This window comes from Campylobacter sp. IFREMER_LSEM_CL1097 (assembly GCF_025772225.1).
GTDB lineage: Bacteria > Campylobacterota > Campylobacteria > Campylobacterales > Campylobacteraceae > Campylobacter_D > Campylobacter_D lari_D.
The window spans coordinates 100,507-121,067 of record NZ_JAKMRT010000003.1; the positions used below are offsets into that span (position 1 = coordinate 100,507).

Sequence of the window (20,561 nt, forward strand, 5' to 3'; positions counted from 1 at the left end):
TATAAATATTAGATTATTGCAAAGTAAGAAAGTTTTTAAGTAGCTTTTTGCCATTTTGACTTAGTATGGCTTCAGGGTGGAATTGAACTCCATAAATATCGTATTTTTTATGTTTTAAAGCCATGATGATATTATCTTCACTATTGGCTAAAATTTCACATTTTTTGCCTATATGACTGACATAAAGAGAGTGATATAAACAAATTTTAAAATTTTGCTCAAGGTTTTTAAAAAGTGGGTTTGGTTTAAATTTTATAGTTTTTACCTTACCATGAGTTGGATTTGGAAGTTTAGAAATTTTACCACCAAAAGCATGTGCTATGCATTGGTGTCCTAGACAAATTCCAAGAATTTTTTTATCTTTTTTAAAATACTTTATAGCTTTTAAACTTAACTTTGATTCTTTTGGAGAATTTGGTCCAGGGGAGATTAAAAGATGAGTAAAATCATATTTTTTAAGCTTTTTTGGATTTTTGATTTTATCGTTTTTAATAATTTTATAAGCAATGTTTAATTCTTTTAAATAAAAGGCTATGGTGTAGGTAAAAGAATCATAATTATCTATAATCAAAACTTTCACAAAAATACCTTTTTTAAGCCTCTTAAAGAATTAATAGCATAAATTTCTTTAGCATTTAAAAGCTCATCTTTAGTGATATCTTTTTCTTTGATGAGCTTGTGTTTTAAGAGTGCTTGTCTATAAATGCCATTGAGACAGTTTTTAGCATAAGGAGTAAAATACTCATCATTTAATTTTATAATAATATTAGTTCTTGAACCCTCACAAAGTATACCTTTTTCATCAAAAAAAACTATATCATAGCAAATGTTTTCTTTCCATAGATGAGAATTTGCTTTATATAAACTACGCAGAGAAGTTTTATGGTGTGTTAAAAGATTTACTTTTACGATATCTTTACTTATGAGTAGTTTTTTGCTTGAATTTTCTTGTATATTGCTAAAATCAAACTCATAAAGGCCATTTTTGAAAAGTTTTAATTTAATAGCTTTTGAACCTTTTTGAGTAAAATTACTTTTTGTAAAAAAATGATGATGGTTGAAAACAAAATTATTAAAATTTTGTAAAGATTTACAATGGAATTTTTTATCTTTACTATCTAGTATATTTTTAAAATCATGTATTAATCTTTGAGTATCAAAGCCAAAAAAATTAGCTGAGTTTAAAATTCTTGTCAAATGTTCTTTGAAAAATAAAATAGAGTGATTTTTATAATACATTGTTTCAAATAAATAAAAGTTAGGTTTTAAAATTTTACTTTTTAGTTTTAATTCTTCAAATTCATCTTGTTTTTGTGAGTCCCACACAAGTCCGCTTCCTACACCATATCTTAAAAAATCATCATTATTTTTTTTCTCTAAAGTGCGTATGGCTACGCTAAATTTTGCTTTATCTTTATGGATTAAACCTATTGCTCCACAATAAATCCCGCGTTTTCTTTGCTCTAAATTTTCTATGAGTTTAATAGTTTCTATTTTGGGTGCACCCGTGATAGATCCACATGGAAAAAGGGCTTTGAAAATTTTAAAATAATCATTTTCTTGTTTTAATTTCCCACTTATTTTTGAAATGAGTTGGTGTAAGGTAGGGTAGGTTTTAACCTTAAAAAGTTTGCATTTTAAAGAATGTTTTTTGATGAGTTTTGAAATATCATTGCGTAATAAATCAACTATCATTACATTTTCGCTAATAGTTTTTTCATCGCATTTTAAAAAGTTTTTTAGATTTTCATCTTCTTTTGGATTATTTGAGCGTTTGATTGTGCCTTTCATGGGTTTTGTGATGATTTTTTTATTTTTGATTTTAAAAAAAAGTTCAGGTGAAAATGAAGCCAATTCTAAAAATTCATTTTTCATATAAGCTTTATAGGGGGTATTTTGCTTAGGATAAAGGCTTAAAAAACTCTCATATACATTAAGATTTGATTGTAAATGTAGTTCTTGAGTAAGATTAACTTGATAACTTTGACCTTTAGCTATGGCTTCTTTGATTTTGTCAAAGTTTTCAAAATACTTTTCTTGGTTTAAATTGGATGAAAAACTTGGATAAAAGTCTAAATTTTTTTCTTCGTTTGTAAAGATTTTTTTTGATTTAAAAGCAAAAAAATATAAAAAAGGCTCTTTGCTTTTATAATTTTTATTTTCTAGATATTTATAGAATTCATATTGAATATAGCCTAAAAAATAATATTGATTTTTATATTTTTCTATGATTTTAAAAGCTTTTTTACTTTCTTTTTGAGTGTGAGCTTTAAGAGTGAAGGCAAGATCATCATAAAGGTATTTTCCAAATATAGCAAATGCCATTTAAAATCTTTGATTTAGAAAAATACAAATAAAGCTAGTAATACACATATTTTTGCTCTAAATTGCTAAGTTAAAAAGCTTTTGACGAGATTTTGTATAAGCAAATTCCATCCATCTACCAAAACAAAAATAAGCAATTTAAAAGGCATGGAAATCATAACAGGTGGTAACATCATCATACCCATAGCCATTAGCACTGAGCTTACTACCATATCAATAACTAAAAATGGCAAGAAAAGCAAAAAGCCTATTTCAAAAGCAGTTTTGAGTTCACTTATCATAAAAGCAGGCACTAAAACCGTTAAAGGAACATCATCTATGGTTTTTGGATTTTCTAAATTTCTGATCCTATAAAAAAGTGCTAAGTCTTTTTCTCTGGTATTTTTTAACATGAAATCTTTAAAAGGTTTAACGCCTTTAGCAAAGGCTTCTTCATAGCCTATTTGTTCAGCAATATAGGGTTTTATGCCTTCATTGTATGATTTTGTAGCAACAGGTTCCATAATAAAAAAAGTTAAAATCAAAGCTAGTGTCGCTAAGATGGTATTTGGAGGCATGGTTTGTGTGCCAAGAGCAGTTCTTAGAAAAGAAAAAACTACTATAAGTCTTAAAAATGAAGTCATTACAAAGATGATAGTTGGAGCAAGTGCTAGTATAGTTAAAACTATAATTATATTTAAAGTTGTTACGAGCTGTTGAGGGCTATTTGGGGCACTAAGGCTTAAATTTACAGTTGGTATAGTTGCTTCAGCGCCAAAAAGAGCTAGGCTTGATAAAAATAAAACTAGTAAAACCCTCAAAATATTTCCTTGGTTAAAATTAAAAGCATTATTTTAGCAATTTTACTCTTAAAAATGCAATTTATATGATTGAATTAATGGTTTATTTTTAAAATGCTAGAGTGAAAAACTCTAGCATTTAGGAGTTTCTCAAAAAATATTTTTTTAGAATTTGTATTTAAAACCTACTTGACCACTTACATAAGTTTCATTTTTACCATCTGTTTTACCAGCTAGTATTTGTTTAGCCCCAACACCTGCATTTAAGCTAAATTGCTCACTAATATCTACATTTCCACCTATGATGATTTGTCCATAAGTTTTTTTCTTATCATTACCTTTGATGATAAAATTTGAATTTGATCCAACAAATCCAGCTACATAATCATCTCCATTATTCATTACATATTGTTCTATTTTTGGAGTGATAAATAAATATGATGTTTCGCTCATATATTTTCTAAATTCAGCACCAAGTTCTAAAGATATGGAATTATTTGTCATACTTTGAACATCTTTTGCAAACATACCACTTTCTTTATAACTTGGAGTGTGTGCGTAGTAGTAATTTATACCAGCAAAAGGCTTGATGAATAATGATGATGAATTTGGATTAAAAATTCTACCGGCATTAGCACTTAAACCAAAGAATTTACTATCAAAATCAGCCTTATTAGAATCATTTAACATTACAACACTTTGATCTGTTGGAGAAATTTGCCCGTAAGCTCTTAGATTAATTTCCCATTGATCGTTTGGATTAATTAAAGAATAAATACCAAATTGATAGTTATCTGATTTTTGTTCCATAACTCCATCTTTGATAGTTGAATCAGCATAAGTAAAGTAAAAACCAAGCAAAGCATTATCATTGATTTTTCTATCAGCACCTAGTGTAAATCCATATAAAGCACCACTATCTCCATCTATGATATTTGCACCACCAAAAACATTACCCCAAAAGCTATTATTAAATGAAGAATTTCCATAATAATTATAAACATCGCTTGCTAGTGCTGCTATATGGGTTGTAGCAAATTTTTCTACTAAAGCTTTATCTTGATAAGGATTTGAAAGTTTTGCTATTCTTGTTCCAATTGCTAGGTCATTTGCTACACCTATAGATGAATTAACAGAAGAATTTTGAGCATTATTTACTATAGCTTTTGCACTTGCTTTTGTATTTGTGGTAAGTGTGTTTAGATTTTTTCCTGTGGTATCTAGAGTGAGTGCTGCGATAGCATCATTGCTAAGTTTAGAATCTAAAATACTATTTAGCATATTTACAGCTAAATTTTTATTTTCTAAGCTAACATCTTTCATATTTTCAACTAAATCACTACCATCAAATTTTCCATCATTATCTTGTATATCTTGGATTTGTTGTTCTAATTTTTTAATTTGTTCTTGTAGTTCTTTTTCTGCTTGTGCTATGGCTTCAAGCATAGCATCATCGCCAATATATCCTGGTTTTTGGTAGGTTCCAAATCCAGAATTTTCTAAATTTTCATTTCTTTTAATATCTTCTTTTATATTATTAAAGCTATCTAAAGCTTCTTTTCTAATATCAATTTCAGATTTTAATATTTTTGATAAATCTCTTACATTTTCATTAGCACCACCGCTAATTAAAAGACTTTTGCCATCATTAGAAACACTAAGTTTATAATCTGTAAATTGAGCCAAATCAGTATCTTCAAAAAATACATTTTTTGGAAGTAAATTACTTGTTTCAAGCATGTTCGTTATATCTTTAGTATATAGTGCCGTTACTATGTTTTTATCTATATCTTGGTTAAAATTGCCTGTAGTTTTTATAGCTACATAGTTGTTTATACCTAAATTTGAAACACTATTTGTGCTTATGCCTATAGCTGAATCTTTTATATTTACATCTCCATCTACAGAGATTAAGCCACCTTTTTTATTTGCATCAAATATACCAATAAAAGAATTGTTTACATTTAAATTTCCTTGTATGCTCATATAGCCATCTTTTTCGCCATATCCATTCCATACATCTAAACTAGGTCTATCAAGTTCTTCGTTGCTTATATTATCATTTGTTATAGGCGAGCTACCATTAAGTGTAACATTTCCTTTTATATTAAAAGCTTTATTTGCTTTTAAAGAAGTTTGATCTTTATTTAAAATAATTTCTTTTGCTTCTAAATTAACACTATATAAATCATATCGTGCTTCATTAGTTGAAGTTTCACCTAGATCTACCCAATCTGAATCAGATCCTATGGTTAAAATACCACTTGTTTTGATATTAATTTCTTTTATTGTCTTTCCAGCCCCATTTATACCTTCTTGGATAGGATATAGTTGGGGTATACTCGGACTTATTTTTAATTCTATATTTTCTTTAGAATCTAAACTCCAAATTCCATCTTTATAGTTAAAAAAATCAGAAAAATTTCCATGATTTATCTCTTGAGCTAAAGCAGCACTGCTTAATAAAGCACTAATGCTAACTCCCATTAAAACTTTACTTGTGTAATAAGAAAGTTTCATTTGATTACTCCTTGTAAAATTAAATTGAAAAAAGCATTATACCCCCCCCCATAAATTTAAGTTTAAAGTAAATGAAAATCTGTAAAAAACAAATAACAACTAGTAAGAATTTTTACTTTAGCTTGTTAAAATAAGCAATAATTTTTAAAACAAAGGTAAATTATGAAAATTTCTGTGCTTATTTTGGCTGCTGGACTTGGCACGCGTATGAAATCACAAAATCCAAAAGTGCTTCAAAAAATTTGCTCAAAAGCAATGATTTTACATATTTTAAAACAAGCATATAAAATTAGTGATGATGTATGTGTGGTGCTTTCTCATCAAAAAGAAAAGGTTGAACAAGTTGTTTTAGAGTATTTTCCAAATACACGCTTTTTAGAACAAGACTTGCAAAATTTTCCAGGTACTGCAGGGGCTTTAAGAAATTATGAGAGTAAGCATGAAAAAGTATTGATTTTATGTGGCGATATGCCTTTAGTTAAAGCAGATGATTTAGAAAAAATAGCTTTAAATGAGAGTGATTTTAATGTGGCAGTTTTTGAGGCAAAAGATCCAAAAAGTTATGGAAGAATAGTTTTAAAAGAAAATAAAATTCAAAAAATAGTAGAAACAAAAGATGCAAGCAAAGAAGAGCTTGCTATAAACATTTGCAATAGTGGTGTTTATGCTATAAAAGCACAAATTTTAAAAGAAGTATTGCCTTTGATAAAAAATGATAATAAAGCTAAAGAATATTATTTAACCGATGCGGTTTATTTAGCAAAAGAAAAGGGCTATGAAATCGATGCGGTGTTTGTAAATGAGCAAGATTTTATGGGAGTAAATGATAAAATTGAGCTTTGCCTAGCTCAAGATCTTATGCAAGAAGCGATTAAAAAAGAATGGATGAAGCAAGGAGTGATTTTTCACATGCCTGCGACGACTTTTATTTCAGATGAAGTTGAGTTTGTAGGTGAGTGTGAAGTGTATGAAAATGTGCGTATAGAAGGAAAATCAAAAATCATTAATTCTATCATTAAAAGTTCAAGTGTGATTGAAGATAGTATAGTAGAAAATAGCGATGTAGGGCCTTTAGCGCATTTGCGTCCAAAATGCCAGCTTAAAAATACCCATATAGGAAATTTCGTAGAATGTAAAAATGCTTTATTAAATGGAGTTAAAGTAGGGCATTTGAGTTATTTAGGGGATTGTGAGATAGATGAGGGAACTAATATAGGTTGTGGCACTATCACTTGTAATTATGATGGGGTTAAAAAGCATAAGACCAAAATAGGTAAAAATGTTTTTGTGGGTTCAGATACGCAATTTATCGCTCCGGTTGAGATAAAAGATGAGGTAATCATCGCAGCAGGAAGTACTGTGTGTAAGGATGTAGAAAAAGGCTCTTTGTATATTAATAGAGCAAAGACGCAAATTATAGAAGATTTTTACTATAAAAAACTAGGTAAAAAATGAAAACAATCTTACTGGCAGTAAGTGGAAGCATAGCCTTTTATAAAGCTTATGAGCTGATTTCTTTATTAAAAAAAGAAGGCTTTAGGGTTAAAGTTTTGCTAAGTTTGGGAGTTTTAAAATTTGGCACTAAGCTTAGCTTTGAAGCTTTAGCGGATGAAATTTTATGTGAAGATAATGAAAGTTGGCAAAATACTAATAATCATATAGCTTTTAGTAAGACTTGCGATTGTGTGCTTTTTGCGCCTGCTAGTATAAATTCTATTAATAAATTAAACTATGGTATAGCAGATAATTTATTCATTCAAACTTTAATAGCAGTAGATAAAAATAAACCATTTTTAATCGCACCCGCTGCAAATACAAACATGTATTTACATTTTAGCACTCAAAATTCTTTAAAAAATTTAAAAGAGCAAGGTTATATTATCATTGATCCTATAGTTAAAACTCTAGCTTGTAAAGATGAAGGCTTGGGAGCTTTGGCTGAGCTTGATAGTATTATAAATGCTTTAAAAAGAAGTCTAATGCAAGAAGATTTTTTTAAAGATAAAAGTTTTATTGTAAGCGGTGGCGGGACTAAAGAAAAAATTGATGATGTAAGATGTATTAGTAATTTTTCAAGTGGAAAAATGGCAAAGGCGGTTGCTGATGCTTTATATTTTTTAGGTGCTAAGGTGGTGCTAGTTAGCTCAGTAGAGTTTAAAACACCTTATAAATTAGAAAAATTTGAATCTTCTTTAGAACTAAAAGAAAAATTGCAAAAATACAAAGATTTTGATGCTTTAATTATGGCTGCTGCTGTGAGTGATTTTACTCTTGAGGCTTATAAGGGTAAGATTAAGAAAAATGAACATCTAAATGGACTTGATTTAAAATTAAAGCTTAATGAGGATATCTTAAAAAATTTAGATTTTAAAGGCAAAAAAATAGGTTTTAAAATGGAATTTGATGAGCAAAATGCTTTAGAAAATGCTAAAAAATCTTTAGTTAGTAAAAATTTAGATATGGTGTGTTTAAATGTCTTAAATGAGCAAATGAACTTTGGAAGTCATGAAAATAGCATTTGTTTTATCACTAAAGATAGTATCTCTCAAAGTTCTAAACAAAGCAAAGAAAAACTTGGTTTTATTTTAGCACAAGAATTAAGGAAACTTTGGTGAATATCATCAACTCAACCTTACCTGTAAGAATGCAAATTTTAGAAAAACGCGCATATAATCGCTATGTATTGCTTTTAAACACTAAAAAGCTTGAAACAAAAAGTATGATAGAGCTTGAAGTAGGGGAGGAGTATTTAGCTGAAGTTTATGAAGACAAAGGCGTGATTTCTTTTAAAAATCTTTTGAAAAAGCCTAAAATTAGACTTTTTGAAGAAGGGACTGAACTTATAGAAAAGCTTTTACAAGAAGGTGATGAAAAAGCTTGGTATAAAAAATTCATTATCCAAAGACTTATGGAAAGCAAAAGCGCATATGAGTTTGAAATTTATAAGGAAATGTTTTTTGCGTTTTTTGAAGGAATTTATCATATACCTTTTGTTTATGAGGGAAATAGAGCTTTATTTGAAGCTAAGAAAAATGGAAATATTTTAGAGGTGTATTTGTATTTTGAAATTTTTGGTGCTTTAAAAATTATAATTGATAATGGTAAAATCACACGCATACAAACACCTTTTGCCAAAGTAGCACATTTTTTAAACGAGTATTTTAAATTTGAAGTAGTTAATACGCTCAATCCTATGTTTGTTTTTAAAAGATTGATGGATATAAAGGGATAGAATGAATGAGTTAAAGCATCTTGCCGTAGTAATGGATGGCAATAGAAGATGGGCTAGAAAAAATGGACTTTTAGAAAAAATTGGCTATAGTCAAGGTGCTAAAGTTGTTGAAAAAATTATAGAAGTATGTATAGATGAAAAAATTCAAAATCTAACCCTTTATGCTTTTAGTACAGAAAATTGGCAAAGACCAAAAGAAGAAGTGGAGTTTCTTTTTAAACTATTAAATAAATATCTTGATGAATCTTTAAATAAATTTATAGCTAATGAAGTGCGTTTTAAAGCTATAGGAAATTTAAGTCTTTTAGATGAATTAACCTTGAAAAAAATACAAAATTTTCAAGAACAAACTAAAAACCACACAAGATTATGTGTAAATTTAGCTATTTCTTATGGAAGCAAGGATGAAATAGTTAGAGCGGTTAAAAAGGTGATTGAAAAAAATCTTGAAATTAATGAAGCAAATATACAAGCAAATCTTGACTTAAGTGAAGATGTGGATTTGTTTTTAAGGGTAGGGAGCGCTAAAAGAATTTCAAATTTTTTATTATGGCAATCAAGTTATGCAGAAATTTATTTTAGTCAAACCTTATTTCCTGCACTTACTAAAAAAGAAATCACAAATATCATTACTGAGTTTAAAAAACGCAAAAGAACCTTTGGTAAATGATATTTTTATTTTTATTACTAGGGCTTTGTGTGGGTTCTTTTGTCAATGTTTTGATTTTAAGAACGATTAATAAAGAAAGCATAATAAGCCCAAGATCAAAATGCCCTAAGTGTTTTAAAACTTTGAAATTTTATCATCTTTTTCCTTTGTTATCTTTTGTATTTTTAAAAGGCAAATGTGCTTTTTGTAAAGAAAAAATTTCTTTGATTTATCCTTTTAATGAATTTATTTGTGCGTGTTTGTTTGTCTTTGCTTTTTATTTAATCGAAGATGTTTTTCAAATTTTAATTTTTGCTTGTATGCTAGCTGTATTATTAGCACTTTCTTGGATGGATTATTATCTAAAAGCAGTGAGTGAGCTATGGCTTTGGATTTTATTTATTTTAGCTTTTTGTTTTGATTTTTTGCAAAATGGTTTAAATTTAGAGGATTTTCAAGATAGCTTTTTATTTAGAGTGTGTTTTGGAGCGGGGTTAATTTTTATACTAAAAAGTGTGATTAATTTTATTAAAAATTTTAAAAAAAGAGATGAAATTTTAGAAAGTTTAGGGGAAGGTGATGTTATAATAATAGCTTTGATTTTTGGAATTTTTGGCTATGAAAAAGGCTTTTTGATTTTATTTATTGCAAGTTTTTTAAGTCTTTTGATGTTTATAAAAATAGCCAAGAAAGATTATCAAATGCCTATGATTCCTTTTTTATTTTGTGGAATTTTGATTAATCTAAGTGTAGAAAGTATATTATGAAACTAGTTTATAAGTATTTGCTTAATCAGTTTTTAAGTACAATGTTATCTTTATTTTTTACTTTATTTATTATTGTTTCGATTATTTTTTTTATACAACTTGCTAAAATTACTGCTTATATTGAAATTACTTTTTTTGAATTAATCAAATTATATATTTTTCTTTTACCAAAGATATTAATTTTTACTCTACCCATATCTTTTTTCATAGCTTTGACTTTGGCCTTTTATAGGCTTTCTAGAGAAAATGAAAGCACAGTGTTGTTTGCTTTGAGTATAGCTCCAAGCATGATAGCAAGTTTTTTTGCAAAAATTGCAGCTTTAGTAAGTGCTTTTATGCTTGTGGTGGTCTTGGTTTTTATACCTATATCTTTTGAACTTTTTGATAATTTTGTAGATTATAAAAAAATTAGTGCTAAAGTAAGTATAAAAACAGGGGAATTTGGACAAAGATATGGAGAATGGCTTGTTTTTATCGATGCCAAAAATTCTGATGAAACTTATAAAAATATCATAATGTATCATCCAAAGAAAAACCCACAAGATAAAGAACAAGTGATTTTAGCTAAAGAAGGAAAGTTAGAAACAAATGATGGGGTTATTACTTTTAAGCTAGATGAAGGAAAAGCTTATGAGATTAAAGAAGAAGATTGGCATATTTCTAGTTTTAAAAATTTATTAATTAAAAGCAAACTTTCTTCTAAAGAATTAAATACTCAAAGTTTTTATGGGTATTGGTCTGATGTAACAAGCAATAAAGAAAAAGCAAAAGAATTTGTTATTTATATTCTTATAGCTTTATTTCCTTTAGCTAGTGTGCTTTTTGCACTCTCTTTTGGTATAGTAACTTATCGTTATGAAAAAGGTTTTGCTTATTTTGGAATTTTTGTGATTATTTTTGCCTATTTTACGCTTTTGATTAGTTTTTATAATCCTCCTTTTGTAGCTATCGCTGTGATTTTTTCAAGCTTTTTAATTACTTCTTTGTTTTATTTTAAAGCAAAAATTGCAAGTAAGTATTAATGCTTTTAAAATTAACTTTTTCTTATGATGGTTCTAAATTTCAAGGTTCAGCCACCCAACCACATAAGCTTAGTGTCCAAGATACCTTAGCGCAGGCCTTGTCGCATTTGGGTATTTATGAAAAACCTTTATTTGCTTCAAGAACTGATAAAGGTGTGCATGCATTTAATGCAGTTGCTTGTGTAAAAGCAGGAGAACATTTTAAAGATTTTGTATATTTAAAAAATAAAATCAATCATTTTGCACACCCATTTATACATATAAAGCATATCCAAAGAATGCAAGAAAATTTCCAAGTGCGTTTTGATGTGCAAAAAAGAGCATATCGCTATATTATAAGTCATGAAAAATATAATCCTTTTTTAGCCTCATATGTGCATTTTTATCCAAAAATAAATATTAAATTAGCCAAGGAAATTGCTTTTTTATTTGAAGGAGAGCATGATTTTAAACTCTTTCAAAAAGAAGGCTCTGATAATAAAACAAGTATAAGAAAAATGTATAAAACTAGAGTTTATGCTTATAAAAATTACACTGTGTTTTATTTTGAAGCAAATGGTTTTTTAAGATCTCAAATTAGAATGATGATGGCAAGTATTTTAAAAGTATTAGAAGGAAAAATGAGCAAAAATGAGCTTTTAGATCAAATCAATGCCAAAAAAGCTCATTGTAGATTTTTAGCTCCTGCTAGTGGTTTGTATTTGAGTAAGATTTCTTATTATAATAATGCATGATTTTTCTATGTATAAAAAATGAAAAAAGAATGATCAAGGTCCCTATGCAAAAAGGTAGTAGCTCTACATCTACTCCAAAAATACTCATATTGATAAAAATACTTATAGGTATAATGGCATTATTCATCAAAGCTAAAACCCCGCTATCTACTTCAGTGGAGCCTTTGTTCCATAAAAAATATCCAAATCCTGAAGCAATAGTCCCAAGATAAATCAAAGCTATCCAAGAACTTAAATTGGATGGTAAATTATTATAATCTCCAAAAAATAAAAAAGCAGGTAAGGTTATACTGGTTGCGCCTAAATAAAAATAAGCGAAAGCTTCTTTTTGATTTAAATTTGTATTTTTTTCTAATAAAATTTTATAAAAACTTTGTCCAGCGCCAAATACTAAATTAGCTCCTTGAATAAGTAAAAAGCCATATAAAAAATTAGAGTTAATATTATCAAATTTAACTACAAAAGCACCTACAATACATATAAAAATACTTATAAAATATAAATATCTAAGATTTTTTGAAAAAAGCCCATAAAAAAGTACAACATAAAAAGGTGTAAAAATCGTAAAAAGTGCCACTTCGCTTACACTTAAATATAAAAAAGAATGATAATAAAATAAATTCATCACACCAAGTTGTAAAGCTCCAATGCTTATGAGTTTTAGTTTTAAATGCAAATTCAGCTTAAAATTTAAAAAAGGTAAAAATACTAATAAAGACAAAAAAACTTTTGCAAATGCAGCAAAAAAACTATCCATTTCTAAGGTTATAAAATGCCCAATTAATGGAAAAGAAAAAGCCCAAATAAAACTTGCTAGTAATAAACTTGGCATTTTAAAGCACACCTTCTAATTTAAGTAAAGCTTCTTTGATAAATAAACCACCATTGTATCCGCCTAAGTGATTTTTAGCTACCACTCTATGACAAGGTATAAAAATTGCAAGTTTGTTTTTAGAATTTGTATTACCTACCGCTCTAAAAGCTTTTGGATGATTGATAAAAGAAGCAATTTCTTGATATGTTTTAGTTTGTCCATAGGGAATTTTAATTAAAGCTTTATATACTTTTTGCTCAAATTCGCTCCCCTGAAGAGCTAGGGGTGTATTAAAGAAAAAAAGTTTTTTATTAAAATAAAGGTCTAGTTCTTCTAAGGCTTGTTCTAAAATAATGTGTTTATCTTTGCTAAAATTGGGCTTATATGTTATAAAATCAACATTGATAAGTTTATTTTCATTACTCTGCAAAAGAATATAAGCAAAACTAGCTTTGTAAAAACTTTGATACATTTTTTCCTCATTTTAAAATAATCATTGTATGAATTTTAAATTAATTAATTGTTATTAAAGCAAAAATTTAGTTAAAATAGTGATTTAATTTATATCAAAGGAAAATATTTGAGGATTTTATTATTTAGTTTGATTATAAGTTTAAATGCATTAGCTTTAGATTACACTTGCGGGTATGTCAAAGAAAATAAGATGGATTTTTTTAAAGAGTTTAAACCACAAGTTTCTCAAGATTTTGCTCAAGTAGATTTAAATTGCGATTTTTCTTTAAAAAATAATCAAATTACAAAAAGATTATATGAGCTTGCTAATGAAATTAGAGGAAGTAATAGTGCCTGTATGGGAGGGGAATATTTTAGCGATTTGAGAAAATTTGATTTTAAATTATTAGAAATTGCGCTTGATCCGCAAGTTTATCAAAAAACTTTACAAGATCCTATAATACTTGAAGAAAAATTTGCAAAATTAAAAGCTTATTTTAGATTTTGGGCTTATCAAAGTATAGGAAATTTTAAGCTCTTTAAGGAATTTTGGAAAGAGTATAATAATGCGATTAATCCTTTAACAAAATATTTTCAAAACGAATTTAATTTAGATAAAGCAAGTGCTATTTACTTTGCTAGTAATGCTTTGAATGAATTTTTAAATTGGGCAGTTGGCGAGACTAAAATCTTTAAAGATATTTCGGACTTTGAAAAATTTGTGGCTAATAAAAACAACTCTTTAGAACAAATAAAAGAATATATTTATTCTAAAAAAATTAGCAATTTAGAATTAAATAATGGTTTTAAATCTGCTTTGTTAAACAATAGAGAAAGTCAAATTATAAGTGAGTTTATAAAATTAGGTGTAAAAATAAATGAAGGTTATGAGTCTGCTTTGTTTTTTGCATTAGATAGTGCAGATAATGTCAAGCTTTTATTAGAAAATGGGGCTATTGTTGATTATAGAAATTCTTTTGGAAAAACACCTTTGTTTTATGCAGTTGAATACAACAATTATAAGGTTGCAAAAGTTTTATTAGAAAATGGAGCTAATGTAAATCAAAAATACATTAACGATAATGAAAAACTTTCTATTGCTAGTATGGGAAGTAATACGCCATATTTCATTACTTTATGTGCACTTGAGCATACTTCTAAAAATATTTTTATGCATGGAGCAAACTATGCAGATGTAAAAATGCTTAAGTTACTTATAGATTACAAAGCAAATTATAAAGAAATTGATGATTTGGGATTTAATGCTCTTGATTTTGCCATAATTGCAAAAAAAGAACAAAATATTAAATATCTAAAAAAACTTGGTTTAAAGGAAAATGAGAATTTGATGCTATATGAAGAGACACAACCATGAAAACTGCTTTAATAACTGGAGTAAGTTCAGGTTTTGGACTAGAGAGTTTAAAAGCTTTAATAGAACTTGATTACAAAGTTATAGCTATAGCAAGACGCAAAGACAGATTAGAAAAACTACAAGAGCTTTATGGGGATAAAATTTATCCCATAGAACTTGATGTTAGAGATAAACAAGCAGTTTTTGCATCAATTGAAAATTTACCTCAAGATTTTGGCAATATTTCTTTGCTTATTAACAATGCAGGTCTTGCTTTAGGTTTAAATGAATTTGATTCTTTGGATATTGAAGATATTGAAGCCATGGTAGATACTAATATCAAAGGCTTTTTATATGTAGCAAGAGCTGCTTTACCTTTACTTAGAAAAGCAAAAAATGCCCACATAATTAATCTTGGCTCAATTGCAGCTAATGTGCCTTATTATGGAGGTAATGTTTATTGTGGAACTAAGGCTTTTGTGGCACAATTTTCCAAAGCTTTAAGAACGGATTTGCGTGGAAGTAATATAAAAGTAACAAATATTGCTCCAGGACTTTGTAAAACTGAATTTAGTGAAGTGAGATTTAAAGGTGATATTAAAAAAGCTGATGAGGTTTATGAAAATACTAAATATATCAAAGCTGAAGATATAGCAAAAATTATTACTTTTATCATTAGCTTACCTGAGCATATTAATATTAATGAAATAGAGCTTATGCCTGTGACTCAAACATGGGCGGGAACTTTTAGCGAAAAAATATAAAAACTTAAGGATAATTATGAAAATTTTTTATTTATTATTAGCTCCTTTGTTGTTATTTGCTGATGCACAAGCAAATGCAGAACTTTTTGGAGCTTGGACGCTTTTACCACCAGTGATAGCTATTATTTTAGCTTTTGTTACTAAAGATGTAGTACTTTCGTTATTTATTGGTGCATTAAGTGGTACTTTTATGTTAGGACTTATTGAAAATAGTATTTACCATGCTATCATTGCTTCTTTTACAGGGTTTATTTCCAAAGTGGTAAATGCCATGGCAAGTCCGGGTAATGCAGGAATTTTATTGCAAGTTTTAACTATAGGTGGTGTTGTAGCTCTTATTACCAAAACAGGGGGGACAAAAGCAGTAGCTCTTTGGCTTTCTACTAAAGCTAAACAAGCAAAAAGCTCACAATTTGCTACTTGGTGTATGGGAATTTTTATTTTCTTTGATGATTATGCCAATTCATTAATCGTAGGTCCTATCATGCGTCCGGTAACAGATAAATTTAGAGTAAGCCGTGAAAAGCTTGCTTTTATAATGGATGCAACTGCAGCACCAATTACCGGTCTTGCTATCATTTCTACTTGGATAGGACTTGAAATTTCTTTAATTCGCAGCGGATATGATCTAATTGATAATGCAACTTTTGCACATTTAGGTGTAGTAAAAGAAGAAATTAACGCTTTTGAAATTTTTGTACAAACCTTACCTTATAGATTTTATAATCTTTTTATGTTGATTTTTGTTGTTTTGACTATTTATACAGGTAGGGAATTTGGACCTATGTTAAAAGCTGAACTTAGAGCTAGAGCGGGTAAATTTTCTCATGGTCATGAGCAAATTGATAATATAGAAGATAAAGTTTTAGAGCCAAAAGAGCATGTAAAATTGCAAGCTTCTAATGCTATTATACCTTTAGCTGTCTTGATCGTGTTTTCATTTATAGGTTTTTATTTTAGTGGTTATAATGCCTTAGATGATGTGAGTGTTAAAGCACAAATTGATGCAGCACCGCTTAGTTTATTTGCTTTTAGAGAGACTTTTGGCGCAGCTGATGCTTCAGTTGTATTGTTTCAAGCAGCACTTTTAGCTACCATAGTAGCTATTATTTTGGGAATGTATAGAAAAATATTTACTTTAAAAGAAGCTATTGCGGTTTGGACTCATGGCTGGAGAACTATGATTATGACTGTGATTATTTTACTTTGTGCATGGTCATTAGCTTCTGTGATTAAAGATTTGGGAACTTCTAAATATTTAATTGACTTATTTTCAGATAAAACACCTCTTTATTTGCTTCCTACAGCAATTTTTATTTTTGCTTCTATTATTTCTTTTTCAACGGGAACTAGTTATGGAACTATGGGTATTTTAATGCCTTTGGCTATTCCTTTAGCTATGGCTGTTGGGGTTCATAATGAATTAAGCGGAGCAGAGTTACACCAATATATGATTATTAATATTTCAGGGGTTTTAACAGGAGCTATTTTTGGAGATCATTGCTCACCAATTTCTGATACAACTATACTTTCATCTATGGGAAGTAAGTGTGATCTTTTAGCTCATGTTAGTACACAAATGCCTTATGCTTTGAGTGTTTGTGCTATCAGTATACTTTGTGGTTATTTACCGGTAGCATTAGGACTTAATGTGTGGCTAGGACTTGTTTTTGGAATCTTAGCTATGATAGTTTTACTTTTTGTGGTTGGCAAAAAGGTAGATGCGTAAATGCATTTTGAAGAAAAAATTGCTTTAAACAAAGCATTGTTTTCTTCTTTATATGATGGAGAAATTCAGTGCTTTAAATCACCTTTAAAAGCTTATAGAACTAGGGCGGAATTTTCTATATATCATCATGAAAATGGGAAAATTTCTTATGCAATGTTTGAAAATAAGAAAAAAATTCCTATTGAAAATTTTGATATAGCAGATGAAAAAATTCAAAAATATATGCCTATTTTATTAAATAATCTAAATGAAAATTTAAAAGAAAAGCTTTTTGGAGTAGAGTTTTTAGCTACAAAATTAGATTTAAGTATAACTTTACTTTTCCATAAAAATATAGAGCTAATCACACAAGATTTACAAGAATTAGCAGAAAAATTAAATCTCAAGCTCATAGCAAGAAGTAAGGGTAAAAAACTTGTATTTAATGGAGAAAATTTAAGACAAATTTTAAATATCAATACAAATGAATTTTTATATGTGTTTAATAATGATTGTTTTATCCAACCCAATACTTTTATTAATGAAAAGATGATCGAATGGGTTGTATCTTGTGTAGAGAGTGATTTTAAGCAAGATTTATTAGAGCTTTATTGTGGTTATGGAAATTTTACCATAGCTTTAGCAAGAAATTTTAAAAAAGTTTTAGCAACTGAAATTTCTAAGAAAAATATTGAGTTTGCTTTAAAAAATTGCGTTTTAAATTCTATTGAAAATATAACTTTTACAAGGCTTTCTAGCGAAGAGTTAAGTCAAGCATTGAAAAAAGAAAGGGAATTTAATCGCTTAAAAGACATAGAATTAGATGGTTTTAAAATATCTCATGTCTTAGTTGATCCTCCAAGAGCAGGACTTGATTTAAGTGTGATTGAACTTATTAAAAATTATGAAAATATCATTTATATATCGTGCAATCCTATCACTTTAAAAGAAAACCTTGAGAAATTATGCAAAACTCATAAAATATCCAAATTTGCATTTTTTGATCAATTTGCAAACACAAATCATCTTGAATGTGGTGTTTATTTGAAAATCAAATAACAATATAAAACATTAATTTTGCACATATTACAATAATTATAGTAAAAATAAATACAATAGGGTGAATATATGCATGAAAAGGATTTTGTTTTTTTAAGATTATTTTATAAAAAAGAGAAAATAGTATTAATATAAAAATACATAAAGCAAAGAATATTTTGCAAATAAATATCCAATTTAATGAATTTAAGTGAAAATGAGCTAAATATAAACCGCTAAGAAATAAAATCAATACAATAGGTGGCATTATTTTAATTGTATTTTTTATATCCAAATTTAATTTTCTTAATAAGAATACATCGGTAAATAAAAATCCTATAAAAAATATAGCACAAAATAAATGTATTATTAGTATATAAGGATAAATATCGATCATGATTACAACCTTTATTGCGATAATTTTTAATATTTTACAATACTCAGTGGTAAAATTTATTGACTTATGTTAAATTATATTAAGCATTATAAAATAATAATGCAAGTTTTATTAGTATAAATAAAGTCTCTAATGTCATAGTTTAATCTAAGCTAATTTGAGTTTGTCAATACTACAAATATTTGTAAATTTAAAATATTATAACAAAGTTACAAGCTTTAATTTTTTGATATTTTTTATCTTAAATGCAGAATGTATTTAAGGAAAAAACTTATATAAGTTAGAATTTATGTAATCTTTGTTACTATTAAAATAGTTGATTTAATCAATTAATTTTTACAAAGGATTTCTCATATTTTTTCAAAAAATTACTTATACAAATAGAAAAATACTCTATAAAGTCAATGAAATTTTAAAGCCATTTGGATTGAAATCAAGTGATTGGAGAGTTTTTGTTTATTTAAGCCATCATCAAAATAGCACTTTAGCTCCAATATGTGAATTTTATCAAATGGATAAAGCTATACTTTCTAGAGTTGTTTCCAAACTAGCAAAACTTGAATATATAGAGTTTTTAAAAGCTGATGATAAAAGAGAAAAGATCATTACTTTAAGTGCCAAGGGTAAAGAAATTTTTTTTGATGCAAATGTTTGTATAAGAAAATATGAAAAAGAAATCTTAGATATATTAGATGAACAAGATCAAGAAGTGCTTTTAAAATTACTTGATTATATCAATGAAAAAATTTAAGAAAGGTTTTTTCATGGGTCTTAGTAAGAAATATAATTTATTTAATATAAATTTTTTCTGTATTTTTGGGATAAATTTTGTTATTTGTCTTGTTTTTTATATGAGTACTATTTCTAGTACAGATTATGTTTTGGGTGTTTTAAATCTTCAAACTAGCACCGCAGGACTTATAATGGGTGCTTTTGTTATAGGTGCTTTGCTTTCTAGACTTTATTTTGGTTCTATTATTGATGGTATTAATATAAAAAAAGTGATTATATTTTCACTTTTATTTTATCTTTTTATTAATTTAATGTATTTGAAATTTTATAATGTGTATTTTTTGGTATTGATACGCTTTTTAGCTGGAGTTTGCTATGGAATTTGTTCTTGTGCTTGTGGAGCAGCTATTGCTAGAATAATACCTAGTAATAAAAGAGGAATTGGTATAGGGTATTATGCTACGAGTGTTGTTTTAACTTCAGCTTTAGGGCCTTTTTTGGCCATAAAACTTGACTCTATCAACTTATTTCAACTAAGCTTTTTAATTGCAAGTGTGAGTATTATCTTTGCATTAGTTTTATCAATTTTTTTAAAAGTAAGAAGATTTAAAAAACATTATCATGTAAAAAGAAAATTTAGTATTTATAATTATTTTGAAAAATCAGTTTTAAATTTGGCTTTGATTACTTTTTTGATCGCATGTCCTTTTGGAGCTATTATAGCTTATATGAGTGCTTATACTCAAAGTTTAAATTTAAGCTTTGCTGGATCTATGTTTTTTGTAATATATGCCGGATTTTCTATAGTTTTTAGACCTCTTGCTGGAAAGGTATTTGATAAACATGGAGCTAATATTGTAATAATTTTTTCATTATTTAGTTTTATATTGTGTTTACTTTTACTTGCGTTTGCAAAAAATTTTTATATGATTATTATCGCTGGTATATTTTGTGCACTAGGTTATGCAAATGCTACTTCAAGTGCACAAGCTTTGGCTATCAAACTAGCTCCTAAAGAAAAAATGGGGTTAGCTAATTCTACTTTTTTTCTATCTTTGGATTTTGGCATAGGAGTTAGTCCTTATTTGTTGGGTATTGTTGAACCAAGTATAGGTTTTGCTAATGTCTATGCACTTTGTGCTGTACTTGTTTTGTTTGCTCTTGTTTTATATTATTTATTAATAGTTAAAAAAACTTTTTGTTAATTTTATTTTAGATACAATGCTTTTTTTAAAATAAGGAAAAAGCATTGTGTGATACTCATAAAATACTA

Annotated in this window: 19 protein-coding genes; 13 read left to right on the plus strand and 6 right to left on the minus strand. The window is 27.7% G+C overall.

What is annotated here, in order from left to right; translation table 11 throughout:
* Positions 1-13 precede the first annotated feature (13 nt).
* The 4 genes from L8W64_RS02030 to L8W64_RS02045 all read right to left on the minus strand — a co-directional run bounded on the left by L8W64_RS02030 (position 14) and on the right by L8W64_RS02045 (position 5,624).
* Positions 14-580, minus strand: coding sequence for an anthranilate synthase component II (locus L8W64_RS02030; RefSeq protein ID WP_263672757.1), 567 nt, complete (start codon positions 578-580; stop codon positions 14-16).
* Positions 577-2,325 carry a bifunctional anthranilate synthase component I family protein/class IV aminotransferase gene (locus L8W64_RS02035; protein WP_263672759.1) on the minus strand — a complete coding sequence of 583 codons (1,749 nt, stop codon included), beginning with the start codon at positions 2,323-2,325 and terminating at the stop codon, positions 577-579. Before L8W64_RS02035 ends, L8W64_RS02030 begins: the two co-directional genes overlap by 4 nt.
* A 65-nt stretch (positions 2,326-2,390) precedes the next feature.
* A complete protein-coding gene (gene fliP, locus L8W64_RS02040; RefSeq protein ID WP_133318758.1) occupies positions 2,391-3,125 on the minus strand; it encodes a flagellar type III secretion system pore protein FliP in 735 nt (244 codons plus the stop codon).
* Between the two features lie 144 nt (positions 3,126-3,269).
* A complete protein-coding gene (locus tag L8W64_RS02045; protein ID WP_263672761.1) occupies positions 3,270-5,624 on the minus strand; it encodes an autotransporter outer membrane beta-barrel domain-containing protein in 2,355 nt (784 codons plus the stop codon).
* A 162-nt stretch (positions 5,625-5,786) separates the two neighbouring features.
* Between L8W64_RS02045 and glmU the strand changes: the two genes are divergently transcribed.
* From glmU to truA, 7 genes are read left to right on the plus strand one after another with little or no spacing between them, the layout of a single operon-like run.
* Entirely contained in the window at positions 5,787-7,079 is a 1,293-nt protein-coding gene (glmU, locus tag L8W64_RS02050; protein WP_263672763.1) for a bifunctional UDP-N-acetylglucosamine diphosphorylase/glucosamine-1-phosphate N-acetyltransferase GlmU, read from the plus strand.
* A complete protein-coding gene (coaBC, locus tag L8W64_RS02055; RefSeq protein ID WP_263672764.1) occupies positions 7,076-8,239 on the plus strand; it encodes a bifunctional phosphopantothenoylcysteine decarboxylase/phosphopantothenate--cysteine ligase CoaBC in 1,164 nt (387 codons plus the stop codon). The genes glmU and coaBC overlap by 4 nt, the downstream gene beginning before the upstream one ends.
* Positions 8,236-8,856, plus strand: a complete 621-nt coding sequence (locus L8W64_RS02060; protein ID WP_047208387.1) for a hypothetical protein — start codon at positions 8,236-8,238, stop codon at positions 8,854-8,856. Before coaBC ends, L8W64_RS02060 begins: the two co-directional genes overlap by 4 nt.
* Before the next feature lies 1 nt (position 8,857).
* Positions 8,858-9,526: a polyprenyl diphosphate synthase gene (uppS, locus tag L8W64_RS02065; protein ID WP_263672766.1), complete on the plus strand. Its 669-nt coding sequence runs from the start codon at positions 8,858-8,860 to the stop codon at positions 9,524-9,526.
* Complete coding sequence (locus L8W64_RS02070; RefSeq protein ID WP_263664409.1) at positions 9,523-10,272, plus strand: prepilin peptidase; 750 nt, start codon at positions 9,523-9,525, stop codon at positions 10,270-10,272. Before uppS ends, L8W64_RS02070 begins: the two co-directional genes overlap by 4 nt.
* Entirely contained in the window at positions 10,269-11,294 is a 1,026-nt protein-coding gene (locus L8W64_RS02075; RefSeq protein WP_214100351.1) for an LptF/LptG family permease, read from the plus strand. The genes L8W64_RS02070 and L8W64_RS02075 overlap by 4 nt, the downstream gene beginning before the upstream one ends.
* A complete protein-coding gene (truA, locus tag L8W64_RS02080; RefSeq protein WP_263664410.1) occupies positions 11,294-12,028 on the plus strand; it encodes a tRNA pseudouridine(38-40) synthase TruA in 735 nt (244 codons plus the stop codon). Before L8W64_RS02075 ends, truA begins: the two co-directional genes overlap by 1 nt.
* Here truA and L8W64_RS02085 read toward each other — a convergent pair.
* Both L8W64_RS02085 and L8W64_RS02090 read right to left on the minus strand, forming a co-directional pair.
* Positions 11,982-12,860: an EamA family transporter gene (locus L8W64_RS02085; protein ID WP_263664411.1), complete on the minus strand. Its 879-nt coding sequence runs from the start codon at positions 12,858-12,860 to the stop codon at positions 11,982-11,984. The genes truA and L8W64_RS02085 overlap by 47 nt on opposite strands.
* 1 nt (position 12,861) lies before the next feature.
* Entirely contained in the window at positions 12,862-13,314 is a 453-nt protein-coding gene (locus L8W64_RS02090; protein WP_263672768.1) for a methylated-DNA--[protein]-cysteine S-methyltransferase, read from the minus strand.
* 108 nt (positions 13,315-13,422) lie between these two features.
* Between L8W64_RS02090 and L8W64_RS02095 the strand changes: the two genes are divergently transcribed.
* The 6 genes from L8W64_RS02095 (at position 13,423) to L8W64_RS02120 (ending at position 20,493) form a co-directional block, all read left to right on the plus strand.
* On the plus strand, positions 13,423-14,670 hold the full coding sequence (locus L8W64_RS02095; protein ID WP_412175210.1) for an ankyrin repeat domain-containing protein: 1,248 nt from the start codon (positions 13,423-13,425) through the stop codon (positions 14,668-14,670).
* A complete protein-coding gene (locus L8W64_RS02100; RefSeq protein WP_263669812.1) occupies positions 14,667-15,413 on the plus strand; it encodes an SDR family NAD(P)-dependent oxidoreductase in 747 nt (248 codons plus the stop codon). Before L8W64_RS02095 ends, L8W64_RS02100 begins: the two co-directional genes overlap by 4 nt.
* 16 nt (positions 15,414-15,429) lie before the next feature.
* Positions 15,430-17,142 (plus strand): Na+/H+ antiporter NhaC family protein, encoded by a 1,713-nt coding sequence (locus L8W64_RS02105; protein ID WP_263660972.1) that lies wholly within the window; start codon positions 15,430-15,432, stop codon positions 17,140-17,142.
* The gene (trmA, locus tag L8W64_RS02110; protein WP_263672770.1) at positions 17,143-18,180 is read left to right on the plus strand and encodes a tRNA (uridine(54)-C5)-methyltransferase TrmA; all 1,038 of its coding nucleotides are present in this window, start codon (positions 17,143-17,145) and stop codon (positions 18,178-18,180) included.
* Positions 18,181-18,983: 803 nt separating this feature from the next.
* The gene (locus tag L8W64_RS02115) at positions 18,984-19,307 is read left to right on the plus strand and encodes a MarR family winged helix-turn-helix transcriptional regulator (RefSeq protein WP_133318774.1); all 324 of its coding nucleotides are present in this window, start codon (positions 18,984-18,986) and stop codon (positions 19,305-19,307) included.
* A 13-nt stretch (positions 19,308-19,320) separates the two neighbouring features.
* Positions 19,321-20,493: an MFS transporter gene (locus L8W64_RS02120; RefSeq protein WP_263659077.1), complete on the plus strand. Its 1,173-nt coding sequence runs from the start codon at positions 19,321-19,323 to the stop codon at positions 20,491-20,493.
* Positions 20,494-20,561 lie beyond the last annotated feature (68 nt).

Coding starts and splice junctions, on each gene's coding strand:
- L8W64_RS02035 (WP_263672759.1), bottom strand. CDS start 2,325: ATGGCATTTGCTATATTTGGAAAATACCTTTATGATGATCTTGCCTTC.
- L8W64_RS02045 (WP_263672761.1), bottom strand. CDS start 5,624: ATGAAACTTTCTTATTACACAAGTAAAGTTTTAATGGGAGTTAGCATT.
- glmU (WP_263672763.1), top strand. CDS start 5,787: ATGAAAATTTCTGTGCTTATTTTGGCTGCTGGACTTGGCACGCGTATG.
- coaBC (WP_263672764.1), top strand. CDS start 7,076: ATGAAAACAATCTTACTGGCAGTAAGTGGAAGCATAGCCTTTTATAAA.
- uppS (WP_263672766.1), top strand. CDS start 8,858: ATGAATGAGTTAAAGCATCTTGCCGTAGTAATGGATGGCAATAGAAGA.
- L8W64_RS02070 (WP_263664409.1), top strand. CDS start 9,523: ATGATATTTTTATTTTTATTACTAGGGCTTTGTGTGGGTTCTTTTGTC.
- L8W64_RS02075 (WP_214100351.1), top strand. CDS start 10,269: ATGAAACTAGTTTATAAGTATTTGCTTAATCAGTTTTTAAGTACAATG.
- truA (WP_263664410.1), top strand. CDS start 11,294: ATGCTTTTAAAATTAACTTTTTCTTATGATGGTTCTAAATTTCAAGGT.
- L8W64_RS02085 (WP_263664411.1), bottom strand. CDS start 12,860: ATGCCAAGTTTATTACTAGCAAGTTTTATTTGGGCTTTTTCTTTTCCA.
- L8W64_RS02090 (WP_263672768.1), bottom strand. CDS start 13,314: ATGTATCAAAGTTTTTACAAAGCTAGTTTTGCTTATATTCTTTTGCAG.
- L8W64_RS02100 (WP_263669812.1), top strand. CDS start 14,667: ATGAAAACTGCTTTAATAACTGGAGTAAGTTCAGGTTTTGGACTAGAG.
- L8W64_RS02105 (WP_263660972.1), top strand. CDS start 15,430: ATGAAAATTTTTTATTTATTATTAGCTCCTTTGTTGTTATTTGCTGAT.
- trmA (WP_263672770.1), top strand. CDS start 17,143: ATGCATTTTGAAGAAAAAATTGCTTTAAACAAAGCATTGTTTTCTTCT.
- L8W64_RS02120 (WP_263659077.1), top strand. CDS start 19,321: ATGGGTCTTAGTAAGAAATATAATTTATTTAATATAAATTTTTTCTGT.